The organism is Bacillus sp. FSL K6-0972 (assembly GCF_037976035.1).
Lineage (GTDB): Bacteria > Bacillota > Bacilli > Bacillales > Bacillaceae > Bacillus > Bacillus haynesii.
Map to the genome: position 1 here is coordinate 2,650,489 of NZ_CP150260.1, position 16,341 is coordinate 2,666,829.

General features: G+C 42.9%; 17 protein-coding genes and 2 pseudogenes. 2 read left to right on the forward strand and 17 right to left on the reverse strand.

Going from position 1 to position 16,341, the window contains the following annotated elements; genetic code table 11:
- Positions 1 to 150: 150 nt before the first annotated feature.
- Together MKX80_RS13230 and MKX80_RS13235 are read left to right on the forward strand one after the other, a co-directional pair.
- Positions 151 to 855, forward strand: coding sequence for a hypothetical protein (locus MKX80_RS13230; RefSeq protein ID WP_326073821.1), 705 nt, complete (start codon positions 151 to 153; stop codon positions 853 to 855).
- A 634-nt stretch (positions 856 to 1,489) separates the two neighbouring features.
- Positions 1,490 to 1,720 (forward strand): hypothetical protein, encoded by a 231-nt coding sequence (locus tag MKX80_RS13235; RefSeq protein WP_326073823.1) that lies wholly within the window; start codon positions 1,490 to 1,492, stop codon positions 1,718 to 1,720.
- 31 nt (positions 1,721 to 1,751) lie between these two features.
- Here MKX80_RS13235 and MKX80_RS13240 read toward each other — a convergent pair whose 3' ends face one another.
- From MKX80_RS13240 to MKX80_RS13320, 17 genes and pseudogenes are all read right to left on the reverse strand, one after another.
- Positions 1,752 to 2,339, reverse strand: a complete 588-nt coding sequence (locus MKX80_RS13240; RefSeq protein ID WP_176277546.1) for a hypothetical protein — start codon at positions 2,337 to 2,339, stop codon at positions 1,752 to 1,754.
- A 157-nt stretch (positions 2,340 to 2,496) separates the two neighbouring features.
- A pseudogene (locus MKX80_RS13245) lies at positions 2,497 to 2,745 on the reverse strand (peptidoglycan-binding domain-containing protein); the annotation flags it as partial.
- 117 nt (positions 2,746 to 2,862) lie between these two features.
- A pseudogene (locus MKX80_RS13250) lies at positions 2,863 to 3,576 on the reverse strand (N-acetylmuramoyl-L-alanine amidase); the annotation flags it as partial.
- A 51-nt stretch (positions 3,577 to 3,627) separates the two neighbouring features.
- Entirely contained in the window at positions 3,628 to 3,891 is a 264-nt protein-coding gene (locus MKX80_RS13255) for a phage holin (RefSeq protein ID WP_326073826.1), read from the reverse strand.
- A 15-nt stretch (positions 3,892 to 3,906) separates the two neighbouring features.
- Complete coding sequence (locus MKX80_RS13260) at positions 3,907 to 4,176, reverse strand: hemolysin XhlA family protein (protein ID WP_020450984.1); 270 nt, start codon at positions 4,174 to 4,176, stop codon at positions 3,907 to 3,909.
- 79 nt (positions 4,177 to 4,255) lie between these two features.
- Positions 4,256 to 5,089 carry a hypothetical protein gene (locus MKX80_RS13265; RefSeq protein ID WP_339226939.1) on the reverse strand — a complete coding sequence of 278 codons (834 nt, stop codon included), beginning with the start codon at positions 5,087 to 5,089 and terminating at the stop codon, positions 4,256 to 4,258.
- A 101-nt stretch (positions 5,090 to 5,190) separates the two neighbouring features.
- On the reverse strand, positions 5,191 to 5,373 hold the full coding sequence (locus MKX80_RS13270; protein ID WP_268320271.1) for an XkdX family protein: 183 nt from the start codon (positions 5,371 to 5,373) through the stop codon (positions 5,191 to 5,193).
- Positions 5,370 to 5,699, reverse strand: a complete 330-nt coding sequence (locus tag MKX80_RS13275; protein WP_268330759.1) for an XkdW family protein — start codon at positions 5,697 to 5,699, stop codon at positions 5,370 to 5,372. Before MKX80_RS13275 ends, MKX80_RS13270 begins: the two co-directional genes overlap by 4 nt.
- A gap of 12 nt (positions 5,700 to 5,711) precedes the next feature.
- Positions 5,712 to 6,797: a hypothetical protein gene (locus MKX80_RS13280; RefSeq protein ID WP_326073830.1), complete on the reverse strand. Its 1,086-nt coding sequence runs from the start codon at positions 6,795 to 6,797 to the stop codon at positions 5,712 to 5,714.
- Positions 6,798 to 7,073 (reverse strand): hypothetical protein, encoded by a 276-nt coding sequence (locus MKX80_RS13285; protein ID WP_268385780.1) that lies wholly within the window; start codon positions 7,071 to 7,073, stop codon positions 6,798 to 6,800. It lies immediately after the preceding gene.
- Positions 7,070 to 7,648: a YmfQ family protein gene (locus MKX80_RS13290; RefSeq protein WP_326073834.1), complete on the reverse strand. Its 579-nt coding sequence runs from the start codon at positions 7,646 to 7,648 to the stop codon at positions 7,070 to 7,072. The genes MKX80_RS13285 and MKX80_RS13290 overlap by 4 nt, the downstream gene beginning before the upstream one ends.
- Positions 7,635 to 8,678, reverse strand: coding sequence for a baseplate J/gp47 family protein (locus tag MKX80_RS13295; RefSeq protein WP_326073836.1), 1,044 nt, complete (start codon positions 8,676 to 8,678; stop codon positions 7,635 to 7,637). Before MKX80_RS13295 ends, MKX80_RS13290 begins: the two co-directional genes overlap by 14 nt.
- Entirely contained in the window at positions 8,671 to 9,096 is a 426-nt protein-coding gene (locus tag MKX80_RS13300) for a DUF2634 domain-containing protein (RefSeq protein ID WP_075178049.1), read from the reverse strand. The genes MKX80_RS13295 and MKX80_RS13300 overlap by 8 nt, the downstream gene beginning before the upstream one ends.
- Before the next feature lie 12 nt (positions 9,097 to 9,108).
- Positions 9,109 to 9,417, reverse strand: coding sequence for a DUF2577 domain-containing protein (locus tag MKX80_RS13305; RefSeq protein WP_043929393.1), 309 nt, complete (start codon positions 9,415 to 9,417; stop codon positions 9,109 to 9,111).
- A complete protein-coding gene (locus MKX80_RS13310) occupies positions 9,414 to 10,397 on the reverse strand; it encodes a phage portal protein (RefSeq protein WP_339226945.1) in 984 nt (327 codons plus the stop codon). The genes MKX80_RS13305 and MKX80_RS13310 overlap by 4 nt, the downstream gene beginning before the upstream one ends.
- Positions 10,398 to 10,418: 21 nt before the next feature.
- On the reverse strand, positions 10,419 to 11,078 hold the full coding sequence (locus MKX80_RS13315) for a LysM peptidoglycan-binding domain-containing protein (RefSeq protein ID WP_326073841.1): 660 nt from the start codon (positions 11,076 to 11,078) through the stop codon (positions 10,419 to 10,421).
- Positions 11,071 to 16,338, reverse strand: coding sequence for a transglycosylase SLT domain-containing protein (locus MKX80_RS13320; RefSeq protein ID WP_326073843.1), 5,268 nt, complete (start codon positions 16,336 to 16,338; stop codon positions 11,071 to 11,073). Before MKX80_RS13320 ends, MKX80_RS13315 begins: the two co-directional genes overlap by 8 nt.
- Positions 16,339 to 16,341 lie beyond the last annotated feature (3 nt).

Genomic DNA, 16,341 nt, shown 5'->3' on the forward strand with positions numbered 1-16,341 from the left:
CCTTACATCACCGGTTTAAAAAATCAAATTCACGATTTTTCGTAATATGATTGTTAGCAGAGTTAAAAGCCGACTATAAACAAAGGTGAAGAAGATTCTTTGTTTATAGTATAAAATTAGAATAAACAAATATGGAAGAGGGGTTAAATCTTGAAGATATTGGTTGGATTTTGTAATCAATGTGCATTTGAAGGCGTTCAAAATCATAATGTTTCATTTCAAGAAATTACTGATGAAGGTATTTATAAATATACTTGCAGTAAAGGTCATGAAGTAACCATGCTTTTAGGTCAGGAAAAATTTGAGTTGTTGTTTGAAATGGGAGCAATGGCTCTTATAGATGGTTATCCAAGAGAGGCCGTTACAAGTTTTGCGGCATCGTTAGAACGTTTTTATGAGTTTTTTATTAGGGTAATAATTGAACATAAGCAAATAGACTTCGACGAATTTCAGAAAACATGGAAATTGGTTAAAGTCCAATCGGAAAGACAATTGGGAGCATTTTATTTTTTATATTTAAATGAGTTTAAACAAGCACCTCCTAAATTACATGATGATTTGGTTAAATTCAGAAATGATGTTACTCATAAGGGTCTAATACCAAAATATGATGAAGTAATCAACTATAGTAAGAAGCTATTTGAATATATGAGTAAGATACTCTCTATTTTAAAAGAAGGATACTCTGATAGTATAAGGGATGCTCGATTTAAAAGAGAAGATATTACTATGAAAAAACACAACATACAAAGCAGCGGTGGTATGTCTATACTCACAATGCTATCTAGTAACGAAACTTTTGAAGAAGCATTTGAACAACTAAAACGCCGTGCTCAATTTATATATTCAAAATAAAATACTATTGATTGTATATCATTATGATTAACCAATGGCAAACAGAATAGTCGTTGATTACTTGTGCCAGCTTAATCTCTCGTCTTGCTTTACGGAATGACCAAGAGCAACAATTAGCTGAGAAAATGTAGATCACCAACTCTTTAACAATTGAATAAAGTAACCGATCTTTTAGTGAAAACGGAACAAAAGTTCCTGTTTAATCATTTCAAGGAGATGAACATCATGAGCGAGGGAATGTTTAATAATCCGGTTTTGTTTTCTGTATTTAAGCCGCTATCATTGTTGGACGGACCGTAAACCGGGGAGATCGTTCAAATAGAGGGCCCTATCCATTACATAAACCAGTAGCAGAAAACTTTCGATGTCGTGGATTCAAAAGGAGATACGAATCATTAAATTTGAGGATGTTGTAGGCGTGGAAATAAAATAGATCCTTCTCACAACTGAAGGACTCTACTCATCATATGGCCGATATTTTTTTCGGCCAGCTTCAAGTTAAGTATACAGATGTCACGAAAAAATTCCTCCTTTCGCAGATGAAGATGTTACAAACGTCTCCTTTTCTATTATAAACATTTTTGGTAAAATCAAGTTGTTGGTTGAAGAATTCAAAAAGTGGGAGTGACCAGCAATGCTTTTGTTTTTTGGTAAGTTTATCTTGTTCTATTTGTTCGGTACAATTGCATTCGCCCTCTTCAAAGTAATGTACTACAGTATCAGCAAAAAATTGATTACAAAAACGGCTGATGGTACAAAATTGAATTGGGCTTTAAATGTATTTGTTAAAAACGGTAAGAAATTAGATGGTAACGATTACTTCGTAATGGGTGTTTTTGCGGGTTTTTGTACGATTTATTTATAAAAGGCTCCTGGAATATTTCCAGGAGCTTTTCTTACTTCGTAGGATATCCATTATTTTTACAGAAGTCTTTAATCTTCTTATGTTTCTTTGAAAACTTTTTGCATGCTTGTTTGATCCCATGTGTATAAACATCTTTTAAAAACTGTTGTGCCACTCCCGCTAATCCAAGTGCTGTCAAAAGTGCGATTAATTCTTGCAATGAAATGTAAACAACCCAAGGTAACGCAGGCACAAACATAGGCTTGATTTGATTATCGCCTTTTACCGCAACCTGTTTCCCTTCCTCTAAAAATTTCACTTGTTCTGTTGGCAAGTTTTCATAAAACATCGCCATATTTGTTACCTGATCTACAGAAAAACCAATTTGGAGTGCTTTTTGACGGTCTACAGAATATGTAAAATCCTCATTGGTTTTCAATGCTTCTTCTACAAACTTTTTCGCTTTTTCCATGTCTTTTTCATCAACATTTTGCACGACATTGCTAACTTCTTGATGATTGATCAAACTTTCTGTTGCATTTTTTGCTTGTACGGTAGCCGCTGGCGTAGTCAATACTACTGTGGTTAGAAGTGCAAATGCTGAAAGAACCATTAACACCCTAGCCTTCATACTTTTCATACCAAAAACAACCTCCTATAGTTTATATTTACAAGTAATATATTAACATATAAACCAACTATTTGGAACCACTGTTTTTAAGAATTTTACAAACTTTTAATTTTCTATCTGATAAAAGGTTAGTATAAGAAGGTCCTCAAGATAGAAGACCTTGTCTTCACTTCAATAATGATTCGAGTTTTGCTTTCGTTTTTGGCCCGTAAATACCGTCAGCAGACAGCCCATGCATCAGCTGGAACCGTTTGACCGCATTCGCCGTCTTCGGCCCGTAATAACCATCAATGCCGTTATTTTTGGCGCCTTTGTCCGGATAGAAATAGAGGGCAGCTAAAGCCTCCTGAATCTGCCGGACAGCCGTTCCTTTCATCAGCGGGCTTGTTACCTTATAGATGCCAGACGGCAGCGGGCAGAATGATTTTTTGCCGTTTGAGGAAGGCTTTTTCTTTTTCGCTTCAATAGCTGCAAGCGCCTTTTCTGTAGCCGGTCCGTAAATTCCATCCACCGCGATACCTGCTTTCTTTTGCAGAGCTTTGACAGCTTGCACCGTTTCATTTCCGTAAGACCCATCGGCCCCGTATTTCGGCAGTGAGAAGCCAGTGGCAATCAAACGCTTTTGCAGCGCCTTGACCTTGGAACCGGACGACCCTTTATTCAGGATAATCCCTGTGGTTTTGCTTGACTGGCTCGTGGATGATGTTGCCTTTGATACAGTTTTATTTCCGAGCAAGGCATCGACTTTTTTTCTAAAAACCGCCAGCTGGCTTGAATCCCTCACCCAGGGAGTCGGGCAGCTTTTATTTGTCACATCATAATGCCGCACGATCTTGTCTGTAGAAAGGCCGTAACGCTTGCACAGATCGGCGACCAATTCAGCAGCATTTTGAACCGTTTCACTGTGAATATGCCCGTTTTTTTCAACACACATTTCAACGCTAATTGATTTTGTGTTAGCGTTCGGTTTAAGGAAACTCACATAACAGCGGTTTTTATCATGTGCATGGTACGCAACTTCATTTTCAGGGATGATGTGCTGCGCTTCTTTACGGTCCACAAAATAATGGGCTGACGCGTATCGTTTGTCCGCAATACACGTGCCATTGAAATAGTTACGCTCATTCAGTGCGGACGCGCCAGGCGTTGCCGTCCAGTGCATGACGATTCCTTTTACTCCTGACATTTTCAACCCTGGCCGAGTATATTGATTGACTTTCACAAAGTTTTTCACGACTTTAACCATTTGAACCCCTCCTATTTTGTTTTAAATAAAAAAGGCTGCCTGCCGGCAACCTCATTTTGTTAATCCTTTTTGTTTCAGAAGTTCTTTTTGCTGCTTACCTTTACCGGTAACATAGTTGTTTTTAAACCAAGCGACCAACGTCGTGACGATTGTAAAAATCGTAGAGCCAGCTAAATACAAAGCATCTGCCAACGTGTTGACCTGGTCTTCGCTGATCGGCAAAGCTGACTTTCCAAACATGATCAAAGTTTGGTTTGCCAATGCAATAAAAAGAAGCACCGTCCTGATGACCGTGCCTTTGTCTAAGTTTTTCATATTGTGCTTTCCTCCTTATTTCTGCAGTAGATTATAAAAAACAGCGATTGCGCCGCCGATGATGCCGGTGCTGACCGCTGTAATGATTGCGCCAGTGATACTGCGCTTAATCCAAGTTGTGTTTTCCTCGATCTTGTTCAGTTTTTCATTGATAGAGATAATCTGCTGATCATGGCGTTCAGAAGTTCTTTCCAGGGTGCTGACACGTTTCTCAAGCGTTTTTTGATCCGCCTTGATCTCTTTAATCTCTTTCTGAAAAACTTCGTATTCGTTTGTTTGCGACATCTCCCTTAATCCTCCCGTTCTCACATCGTTTTCACCTCCTCCGAGGCAAATAAAAATACCGTTTTTTTACGGCGCGATCTTACAAGAAATGAGTAACCACAAGGTTTTTAATTTTCACGTCTGTTTCTCCGTTATTGGTCAACATAAGCCTCGGAGAGGCGGCTAATAGATCAACCTTCTGAGCGTCTCGGTCATTATTTTCTAATACAATGACATCTTCATAACCCTTCAGTGTATAGTTGCTTGTTCCCGGGATAATGTAAGTCATTCGAACACTCAGATTCGTCTTTTCATAAAGATAAATCGCGAGTCCAAGCTGATGACCTGTCGCATCAATATTTAGATAGATAGAATCTCCTGCTTTGATTACCTGTTCTTCTAAAAAGCTTTCTGAAGTAATAGTTTTCAGTGCTTTTACAGGGAGACCATCAGCTGGAATGTCTAAAGAAGGCGCCTCAAATCCTCCTGAAACCCGGACATCCTGTTCACCTGATCCAAGTGATTGATATAGGGCAAAATCAGACTGTTCCAAGTTGCCGTTAACATATCGAAAACGATAATACCTTTTGGATAGATAAACCCATCCTGTGTCACCTAACTCATGTTCTTTTACATCGATAGATTTCACTGTGGACCAAGAATTCCCGTCGTCACTTTCTTCAACATATAATGACCCAGCTTTATCTGCAAAAGCATGGCCCCTCACTTTAGAAATAAGTACATCTCCCAGCCGGTCTTGGCCATATTGGTTATAAACCTCTGTAGCTTTAAGAGGCAGATTGGTAAGCAGCTCTGCGCCGCCGCTGACATCCATATTAGGAACTGTAAAATCCGTATCCCCCTCCCGAAATGGTTTCACCGCACCTGGTCTTGAATCAGCATCCAACGGAAACAAAAAATTGTGTTTAGCCAATGTTCATCCTCCTCTGTTTTTGTATATCTCTTTAATCTGGCTAATCAAACGGATGAAGCACGCGCCCATAGATCACCCCCTAAAAGGCAAAATAAAAAAGCCTATATGACGGCTTCCGGCGGGTATTCTTTATTAAAGATTTCTTTATATTGCTCAGGTGACACAAGCCTGTTATCTACCCCATCTTTGAAGTCTTCTGCGGTACAGTCTTTATAATAGAGTGCTTGTTTCACCATGTCTGTTGTGGCCCAATTATAGTAAAGTGCCCACACCCAAAAATTCATTGTTTCTGCTCCCCTTTCAATTGAAGCGATTTAATTTTAAGCTTTGCTAGTTCCTCACCCATGAGTTTGTATGACTCCTCGAGGGCTTTTCGCGCCAGCCTCTCCTCTGTCAGCTGCCGTCCGAGAGATTCTATTAAGCTCGGCGGTGGATAAAGTTGACTCTTTTTTGATTCTTCCCACCACAACTGCAGCTCCTCTTCCGTCGGAATAGGCGCTCTCAAATTCCATTTTTCAATATATGGACCATTCCCATCGTTTCTTAGCACAAAGTCTTTATTGGGTGTAGCATCAGGATACGCCCACATAATCGCGTCATATAAAATCAAGAAAACCTCCCCCTAAAACAGTGATAGATCTATGCCACCTGTCTCGAAAATTTCAAAATAGTTGTAGGCTTGATTTCGGTTAGATATATGTCTTGTCACATCGTCGTACCCAACATACATATACATTTCAAGGTAGTCACCTTTTTTCATTGGGACCCTCCCTGTGCCATACACGCCAACTCCAAACTCCTTAGAAGTTGTTGGACCTTCAGGTTTATGCCTATATTGGGCAATATTTTTATACTGTTTGCCATTCAAATAAATCGTCAATTCAAAATTTGAATAAGTTTGGAAACTATCAATATATAAACCGGATTCAACTAAGAACATGCCGTCATTTGGCGCTACAAAACGGTTTTTGTTTGCGTCAAAAGCATTATGGCTGTCTGTGATCTTACGATTGAATTTTATTTTGTTATATGTGCCTTTATCTAATTTTTGTTTGAGACTTATCGTAGCTTTTGCATACGAAAATCCTGAAATTTTAAACCAGGATGTCCAGCCATATGAAATATACCAATGCCGCACCCAAACGCCCATGTTTTTGTATCCATTACCAATGCCATAAAAGTACTGAGTGAACCGATAGGTTGAATGATTTTCATTTTTGACAAATCCGTAATCAAGTGGATAACCAGTTTTATTTTCCTGACCAATATCCATTATCGTAATCCCAAAAGGGTATTCATCTCCGGCTGCTCGGGCATCTAGGATTGAGTCTGACTCCGACAAGACGATTAAGTTTTTGTTTGTAAACGTCTGGTCTGCATATGTCTTGGCATTTTCTTCAGCACGATTTGCTTTTTCTTGTGCGCCATCAGGTGTTTCCTTGGCATCCCATTCTGTCCTCTCCTTTTTTGAAATATGAATCGTTGTATCGCCAGCATGTTGCTGAAATTCTTTTTTAGATGCTTGTCTAACATCCTCTACATTCCCAAGCCCAATTTGAGCTTTTGTCGTGCCATGTGGATTATTCAGGTCATTCTTATGAGTAGCTAAATCTTGGTGTGCATCTTTTATGCCTTTTTCCCAACGATTCACGTCATCTTCGTTTATCAGGTCATCCGGGAGCCAATCCGTTTTTGCTTTGTATGCCATTTATTTCACCACCTCAAATGTAAAGCGAAAATCGAGCGTGCGGTTGGTACTGACATCCAGGTCGGGACTTCGTTCTGTAATCACGTGGTCTTGATCATCAATGATTTGGACACTTTCAATGTGACTGACATCTTCCTCACGTTTGGTCAGTACCGTGACAGTCGTGCCGTTAATCGTGATGTCGGCAATCTCAGTTTCTTTCCCATTTAACAAAACCTTTTTGATCCTGCTTTTCAGATCGGCAGCCACGCGCGCCCTGTATTTTTTTGTGATCATGTTAAAACCACCTCATTATTATCAAGTGTGACAGAGTAACCGACCCGGAGTTCCTTTATTTTTCGATACCTTCGATGATTCATGATTAACGTATCCTCAATCTTCAGCAGTTCATTAAAGCCCGGCCGAAATGTATATGCGAGATGAGCCGGCTTTATATTTTCAAGTGTTTCAATGAGCTCTCTGACATTCTGCAGGTCGTCAATGTTGATATCTACATTAAAGCGGTACTCCTTCGGAAGTAGCCGAACGTGAGCTGAAGGATTCTTTAAAAATCGGTTTAGAGCTTGTTCGATAGCCTGATAAGTAGCCGGCGGAATATTTGATATCTTCGAAATCAGCCGTAATCGTCTTATCTCTATAGAATCTCCAGATTCTCTGGCCACATTTAATAGAGCTTCCCACCGATCAAGGCCCCATGTCGCTGTTGTAATGAACAGCTGATCTGTCAGATCAAAAATATCATTGTTCTGCTGCTCAAACTCCGGAGCCTCCGCTTGTAGAATCTCGCTCATTTCTCTGACTTTTGTGAGGAACGGCGGCAAATAGTTTTCCATTTCTTCAATCTTGCTCAAGGATCGTCACCGTCCCAAGCCTTGGAATGTCTTCATCCTTCAGCTCTAAATTTTTCGTATCCCCATTGATTTTCACATCAGCATAATCGCTGACAGAGTCCGCGTTAAACACAATGTTATTGATTTTGGATAGTCGGACAATGCTTTCTGTAAATGCAATTTCTTTAAAAAAGCTTTTCACTTTATCTTCGATTTCTTTTTGAACATCCTCAATTGAGTTATCAGGTTCGGGAACAACGGTGACTTCAATATCAACTTTTTTATATACCGCGCTTTCTACGGTGACCGTCGCCCCAATTGGGGCCTGTCCCTCCCCTTTGCCTGGTTCAGGATCAATATAGTCTTTTACCTTATCGACCAAGGTTTCCGATGCAGGTTCCATTTTGGCATTCGTAATCACGATTTTAACCGTTCCACCTCCATCCCAAAGAGGAAATACCTTCGCCCGGCCAACTCCGTCTACTTCTTCCGCCCATTGCTTATAATGCATTTTATTTGCGCTTACGGCTTCCCGCCGGACCCGAACGGAATACCGCGCATACAATTCTTCGTCTGTTTCCTCTTCTTTGCCTGGGATCAAGAGTTTCCCCATGACAGCTGAATCAAGTCCTGGAATTGTATCGAGAGAAAGAAGAGGACGCCCTTCTAAATTTGCATTTCCGGCTTCTCCCGCAGTTTCACATTCCAAATATCCATCCCTCGTATATTTGAAATACAGATTGTCAATAAAGAAGCGGGAGCCTACGGGAATGTTAACGCCTTTTGTAAATTTTGCGGCCCTGACTGCTTTTGTTGCTGGCTGCCTTTCCAAGCCGGCTTCAGCGGCCCGCCTGTCTAAAACTTCACCTTGCGCGGTGTCGGCGAAGACCAATTCCAACACCGTGTCCAGCCAGATATAGGATTGAGCGAGTTCTGCAGCCGCTGGCGCCAACGCATTCCAAATAACACTGTTTTCCCGTTTATCAATATCAGCGGGGACACGATCAAGCATGCGCTCCATAATCTCATCAAACGTCTGATCTTCAAACATCTTCGCCAATCACCTCCTCAATCTCCAAGGTTCCTTCATCTGTTTCAACCGTAAATGATACATGAAATGCGCCCTCTATTTTCTTGATTTCAAAATCCTTGACGGCCGTGATTCTCTCGTCAAAAATCAGAGCCTCCTCGATCAGTCTCGGGATCTCCATTTCCTTATAGGCATCAGTCGTTTCATTGTCAGAAAGAACCTCCTGTAGTTCATTTCCGATATCATGGCTATAGATCGGATAACCATAACGTTCTGTTCGAAGGGCCATATAGACCATTTGTTTTATGGCATCCAGCCCTGATATGATTTCATTCGTTATTCGGCCGGAATCAAAATCAATTTTGTATGTTTTCGAAGTCTCAATGACGTCACTGTCATCCTCAATATCTTCAAATTCTACTTCCGGGGAAAGCGCCATGTCAGACACCTCCTATATCTTGTCGATCACAAAAAAAGATTGCCCGCCTGGCATGGCTGCAATCATCACATGGTCACCTGTATTCAATTGATTGTATAAACGGATGGTTTTTTTCTCACCGTCAAGCTCTATTTCCCTTGTATGTTCCCTTAAATGTTCAGCCACAACCAACAAATCAGAGGGAATCACCAATTTGTCATTGTCTCGAATTTTAATGCTGAGAGGTGAGGCTGATACGATTTCCGCGGGCATCACATCGACAGGAGATTCTGCATTCACGGCTCCGAGAGCCAATTCCTTTATGGCATCACTTAATCTCATGATGCCGACGCTCCACTTGGCATATGGTTTTTAGGGACAACATCGATCGTCATCGTGTGTTTTGAACCCTTAAATTCATGCTTGTCTGTATCGACCCAATACTTTTGTTTAATGCCGACCTCCGGGATCGAGATGTACACTGGCATGCCGCTTTGAAGATCCGGAATCCCAAGCGCCTGAATGCTTTTCAGCTCCTTTTTGACACCCTTTTTCTGTGACTGTCTAACTTTGGCTCGCTCTTGGAGCTGTGCCTGGTTAATGTTATCCGATACCGTTTCAACATACTGCAAAACACCATATTTTTTTACGCCAGTGCTGTCGCTTGCGGCGGCCGTATAAGTTTTGTTGTCTTTCTGTCGGCGCATTTTAACGCGTGTCGCAGTATCATTTATAGATGTACTGTACTGATAGTCCATAATGTTGACGCCGGTTTCTAATACCCAAATTTCAGATGGGTCCGGCCATGCCCGCAAACCAAGCTTTCCTTTGGATGAATAGAGCTGAAAATTTTTCCCCGTTTGCTTTTTGGTCTCTTTTAAGGCCTTCAAAATGATGTCATAAAGCGATGTATCGTCTTTAATGACAAGGGATTTAATTGTATACCCTGTATTGGCGATCGAAGTCTTTGGGATTTGAAAATCGTTGGCGATCCGGTGGACAATTTGATCCGCCCGCTTATTTGAAAAAACATAGACATCTTTATTTTTCACAAGATACTGCAGCATATCATAAGCAGTGAACACTAAGGTATGTTCATCGGGTATCCTGGAAAACACAATTCCGCGGAACAGCTCTTTGCCTTTCCACTTGAATAAAACCGTGTCGCCTTCTTGGACACTGTAATATTTTTGATCACCTTGTTTGACAACGATCGTCGCTTGAATAGAACGGGGAGCCTGGTACCGCTGTCCTTCAAGGGAAACACTTTCTGTCACCAGCTCTCGCCATTCCGTTTCTTTTACCACGAATAGTTCAATCATATTCGTTCACCCCACCTGTTTTCATTGAGGTATCTTTAGTTTCTGGCCAGGAAAAATCCAATGACCAGGCTGCCTGATGTTTCGTTTACTCCGCTTGATCATGGCTGTTTTATTTGCATTCCAGATTTTCCGCCACTGCAGGCTGTTTCCATAAAATCGTCCAGCAATATGCCAGAGGGTATCCCCCTTTTTTACGGTGTATACTTTCGGCGCTGCCTTTGACGGCCGTTTCTTTTTCGTCTTCTTTTTTCGTTTGATCTTTCGCGGAGACGCTGTTTTATATTCCTTTAAGGTGATATCGAAATCACGATCCCCAATGTCTTTTTGGCCTTCATGGTGAGTAAAGGCATCGATGCTGCAGTTTAAATTGATCTTCGTTCCGGTAACGAGAAAACGAACCGGCTTTTTATTTTTCATCCACCGTTCGATCGTGGCAATTGCATTTTCCGGCGAAGGGAATCCCTTATATTCAGCCAAAGGGGAATACTTCTTCGGAAAATAAGAGGAAAACGAAATGGTTTTGGCATTCGGATCGTTGATGAATGTGAGCTCTCCAAATTTGGCCACTTGAACGGTTTCATTTGCCGTGTTGTTGGTTACGTCTATTTTTTCAGGAAGCACGGGGAAGCGCAGCTTTTCCTTCCCCTGGGATAGCCAAAATTCATAAACAGATTTAGTCAAAAGCTACACTTCCCTTCGTTCCAATGTTAATGTCTTCTTCTAACTCATCAACTAAGGCCTGTTTGATTTTATCAATTAAGCGTTCCACATCTTGATCATTGTGAAAATGCTGATCGCCGTTAAAATGGATGTTGATTTCTTTGGTTCCAGACAGGACGACAGTAGCAGCCCCAGTTTGGCCAGATGTGGCAATATCCACTTGATCAGATGACACGCCAGATTGTTGAGACGATGGATCGACCACATCAAGACCAAGTGCCTGTGCTGCCTGAGAAAGCAGATAACGACCGCGGATGCCGCGCTCTTCTGGAATAATCCATTCCCGTTTTCCACCTTCACCGACACGAGCAATTTGTTCATTTGTGATTAACCCGCCGTTCGCGTAACCCTTATAGCCGCCGCCATTTCGCTTGCTTCTCATTCCCGGCGTATTAAAAACAGAACCGTACCGAGCTTTGATGTAATTGATAGCAGCCACCGCATTATGAATCGGGTTCCAAATATCATTTAACCCTTTCATCTTATAGGCATTAAAGGTTGGATCAATGGTTTGCATTAACCCTTTTGATGGCGTGCCGCGTTTCGCGTTGCTGTCCCACAGGTTAATGGCCCGCGGGTTCCCGCCTGATTCATGCATGGCCATTTGAGATAGAGGTCCAAGCCAATTCATCGACGTGCCTGTGATCATAAGAGCCTTCTGCAGCCATTCTTTTACGTTGCCACCGACCGCTCCCATCCCCGAGAAGGCTGCAGCAAGAGAGCCGGCTTGTTTTTCAGCGAAGCTCTTCACATCGACTGAGCTTAAACCTTTCACGATACCAACAGACGCAAAACGCCCGAGGCTCATCATGACTCGGGATGGGGAGTGAATATCCAGCTCATCGCGGAAAGCTTGTTCCACTTTCTTGGCCAATTCCTTGGCAGCTTCTTTTACTTCATTCTCTTTTGAATTCATGCCGGATACAAAATTACTAATCATGCCAGATCCCCAGTCTCTTGATGACTGTTTCGAATCAAGAAACGGCTTATTGATATGGGTGCTGACATATTGGTTTGTACCTGTAGGCGTAGCATTCTGACCAGCCGCAAACCCTCTGACCGTATTCACGCCCCAGGAAGAAGCCGTATTCACGGTGTTTTGAAATGGCGTCTTCACTTTTGACTGCAGGAATCCATCTGTTCCGGTAGCTGTTGCATTCTGCCCTGAAGCATATCCGGCTACAACATTTTTCCCGAAGGATGGGGAGCTTGTCACCAGGTTATTAAAAGGCGTTTGAATGTTTTTCTTCTTCCAGTCTTCTATAGAGACAACGTTTGAATTGAGACCTTCATCAAAGCCTTCTGTAAATTGCTGACCAAAAGACGATGCTTGATTCGTCATGTTTCCCGCATTCATTGATGGCGATACAGAAGCAGCAGAATAGGAAACAGCGCTAGAAATAGGTGCAACAGTTCCGACATCCGTAGAAACAGAACCGATATCATCAACAACCCGCATACCGAGTTGAGTTGCCGCTTGTGAGAGCAGCATCTTTCCGCGGCCCCGGTTGTTTTGAGTTGGGATAACAAATTCATTACCGGCTTCTCCAATCCATGAAATGGTTGGTTTTGTGATGTAGCCACCTGTGGCCTTTTTATCAGTTTTCTTTTCTATAATATGAAAGCCAGTTTTCTCTTCACCTATTTTTTCAAAGGTTGTTTTATTTTTACCCTGCCATAGATCGTCCCAGCCTTGTTTTATACCGCCACCAAAATCCTTTACCTTATCCCAGACGTTGCCGACCCAGCCAAAAGCTTTTTCAAACGCTTCAGAAATGTCATCTGCGACCCCAACAATCGGCTCTCTAACATGTTCATCAAACCAATCAGAAATATTGGTCCAGTATTTGATCACTTTATTTTTTGCCATCATAAAGTGACCGTAAATTTGGATAGCTGCTATAATAATATTTTTAATGATCGGATCCCAGACGTTCTCAGTGAACCATGTCGAAACAGTGTCCCACGTTTCCTTGATCCAATTCCATGCTTGGACGAGCGAGTTCCAGATATCCGTTGCGGTCTGAATCGCAGGCTCCAAAATCGGATCCCAGACATTTTCAACAAACCAAGTTGAAACAGTCTCCCATGTTTCAGAAATCCAGTTCCATGCTTTAACGAACCAATCCCACACATCCAATGCAAATTGAACAACATGGGACAATATTGGATCCCAAACATTTTCGACAAACCAGGTCGAGACGGTCTCCCACGTTTCAGAAATCCAGTTCCAAGCTTGGACGAGCCAGTTCCACACGTCTATTGCGAACTGAACAACGTGGGACAATATTGGATCCCAGACATATTCCATGAACCATGAGGATGCAATTCCCCATACTAACTGAATGGAGTACCACGCTACCGCAAAAAAGCCCACAACATTGTTTATAATTCTTACTCCAATATTGTATATAGGCGTCCAAACGTTATCTTGAAACCACGTCTTTACAGTTTTCCATGTGTCTTGGATCCATGACCACGCTTGTTCTAACCAACCCCACACTTGAATGGCAAAATCGACGACAGGTTTCAGAAAAGGATTCCAAACATTTTCTTCGAACCACGTTGTGACGGTTGACCACGTATTCTTAATCCAGGTGAGCGCATCATCAAACGTTTTAGAGACAGGGTCGGATACATTTTCCTCAAACCAATCGGACACCTTTTCCCAAGTCTTTTGAATGTTGGTCCAAGCTTCTGACGATTTTTTCACAATAGTATCCCATGTTTTCATGATGCCGCCATCATCAATCCACTTTCCAATGGATTGCCCAAAGTCTGAACCGCCAATGCCGCCGGCGACACCACCAATAACACCACCGATCGCGGTTCCGACTCCTGGTGCAATTAAGGTTCCGACGGCAGCCCCTGCACTTGCTCCTGCAGCTGAACCTCCCAAGCCGCCACCAAATCCGCCTAATTTTTCACCAGCATTGTCTTTATTCATGCCAATGAGTTCGGTTGCAGCAAGCGCGGTTCCTAAGATCGGAACGCGTTTACCGACTGACTTGGCCCCTTTTCCTGCTTTGCTCCAGAACCCGCCGCCTCTCGTTTGATTTGGATTTGACGGAGAAACCCTTTCACCTTGACCAAACCAAGGGTTGCGGTATTCTGGTCCTCGACGGCCTCCGCCAGCTCTTTTATTTCTACCACCTGGGGTGAGAGGGCCTCCTGTTCTCCCACCGGAACCCGGTCTGTTTTTTAGCCACTTGTAGCCTGCGAAAACACCAGAAACAAGCTTCCCAACAGGCTTGAGAAGACGTCCCACCTTACCGATAAAGGCTAAAGCGAACGCATCAGCAAGAAGGGCACCACCAACAGATCCTTGACCGGTAACCGCATCCCAATTTAATTTAGCGAGCTTTTTCGCAATGCGCATCGACAACTCAACCGGATCCAAAGCATCCACAAAGCTGACAACAAATGTGCGGCCGGCTTTTGTTCCTGCATTGACGAATCCATTTTCGGATGATTTATCATCGATCCCAAGTAAACCATTGATAACCCCATTAATAATGCCGCCGTAAGTGCTGCCGAGATTACCCGCCATTTTAATTAAGCCGGGTTCCCCCGTCTTTTTCCACCATTCTCCGAAAACATCCTTCGTATTGTCGAGAACAATATGCCAGCGGGTTTCAAAATCCATATCCCTGTATTTCTGCAGCTGATCAAACCGTTTTTTCAGCTTAGGATCCTCTTTAAATTTAAGCTCCAGCTCTTTCTTTTGTTTTTTCGTGAGCTCTCCAGGAAAAAGGATTTTAAACTGTTCACCGATGAAGCCAAATACATTTTTCGTCGGATTCAAGAAGCTTTCCGCAAAGGCCTTTCCTGCCTTCTGAGCTTTATTTGTAAGGTCCGTCAGGACAAACGAGTATTCACCACGCCATTCTCTAAACGCTTCAAGAGCCGGCTGAAATGCTTCTGCCAGCCCTTTTCCCCATGGCATGAGAATGGAGTTATTGATAAATGACTTAACCCCTAAAAATAAGTTTGCGAGGTTGTCAGACATCTTGACCATCATGTCATTGTATTTGCTGAATTCTTTTGTGACCTGTGGCCAAGTTTTAGAAATGTCCTGTCCACTCTCTGCCAATTTCTCCAGTTTGCCGCGAGCCTCACCCGATATCGCCCCCATTTCTTGCAGGGCTGCCGTCGCATCCCCGATCGGACGGCCAGACTTGATCCCATCATAGAGGCGTCCCATCCAAAGAGCGACTTCCGAGAATGGCCGCTGCACACCTGCAGCCACGTCCCCGACAAGCTTCATCCCTTCAGCAGTAGAAAGGGCATTTCCTGTAAAGACCTGCAGCACCCGGCTTGATTCAAAGATTTCATCCCGGGTAAATGGAGTTTGACCAGCGAATGTTGTTAATTCGTCCAGCCTTTGATTGGCTTTAGCTTGGCTCCCAAGTAGGGTTTCAAATGCAGTCGTCATATTCTGACGATCGGCGACCATCTTTAAAGGAACAACAACCCCTCCAGTTGCCCCGGCTCCTACACCGAGAATTCCGAGTGTTGAAGTTGCCGCGGAAGCGATCGCCTTCAAGGGCTTAGTCGCAAGGTCTAACACTTTGACAGTGGCGGTCCATGTACGATTCAAGTGTTGGTTTGCAAAAGACGTAACCCGACGGGCAGGTGCTGTAAACCGATCAATCGCTTGAATGCTTGATCTGTAGTATTCCGGTATTTCACGCCTGGCACTTGAGACGATACGATTCACGGTTTTCGTCACCATGTCTACTGCCCGAACTGTAACATGATAACCTTTTCCCAGCTGATCTTTGGCATACCTGGAAATACGGTGAATCACGGCCGTCGCCCTATCATTTGCCTCAATAAGGATTCTGCGAGGACCAGATAAGTGACGATCCAAATATCGCCTCAGTCGCAGAATCTGCGGTGTTGCCCGGTCTACCACTTTCATCATGATTTCATGGGTTCGCGGCATCCGTCGTGCGATAAACCGATTCATCTTTTGCATGGATCGGGTAGCCAAATCTTTCACAGACAGGACAAGCTGATGAGACTTGCCAATATCCCGAAGGATGAACATATGAATTCTTCTCAATGTTTGGCTGGCCCTATCTCTTACCCGAATGACAAAAGGACGCTGTTCAGTCCTTTGTCTGAGTCTATCAATGCGGACCATCTCACCCCGAATAACACGTAGACGGGAGGTCATGCGATCCTGCAGGTCAAAGCGTGCAGTTAATTTGGCCATATT